The sequence below is a fragment of the Klebsiella sp. 141203 genome (assembly GCF_032601985.1).
Classification (GTDB): Bacteria; Pseudomonadota; Gammaproteobacteria; order Enterobacterales; family Enterobacteriaceae; genus Klebsiella; species Klebsiella aerogenes.
In genome coordinates this window covers 1-551 of record NZ_JAQIRL010000017.1, presented here as the reverse complement: position 1 = coordinate 551, position 551 = coordinate 1, and the positions used below count along the sequence as shown (strand labels likewise).

General features: G+C 61.9%; 1 protein-coding gene. It reads left to right on the top strand.

Annotated elements, in window-relative coordinates; genetic code table 11:
- Positions 1 to 551: molybdopterin-dependent oxidoreductase (locus PGR29_RS24810; protein WP_316425541.1), on the top strand; the 551-nt coding region annotated here is incomplete at both ends.

Below are 551 nucleotides of genomic sequence, written 5' to 3'. Positions count from 1 at the left end.
ATTGAAACCGCGCGCATCGCCGACATGCACATCGCGCTGAAGAACGGCTCGAATATCGCGCTGCTCAACGCCATTGGCCACGTCATTATTGAAGAGGATCTGTACGATAAATCCTTCGTTGCCAGCCGTTCCGAAGGCTTCGAGGAGTATCGCAAAATCGTCGAAGGCTACACGCCGGAGTCGGTGGAAGAGATAACCGGCGTCAGCGCTCAGGAGATCCGCGCCTGCGCCCGGATGTACGCCAGCGCCAAATCCGCCGCCATCCTGTGGGGCATGGGCGTCACCCAGTTCTACCAGGGCGTGGAGACCGTGCGCTCGCTGACCAGCCTCGCGATCCTCACCGGCAACCTCGGCAAGCCAAGCGTCGGCGTCAACCCGGTACGCGGGCAGAACAACGTCCAGGGCGCCTGCGACATGGGCGCGCTGCCGGATACCTATCCGGGCTACCAGTACGTTAAGTTCCCGGAAAACCGCGAGAAGTTCGCTAAAGCCTGGGGCGTCGACAGCCTGCCGGAACATACCGGTTATCGCATCAGCGAGCTGCCGCACCG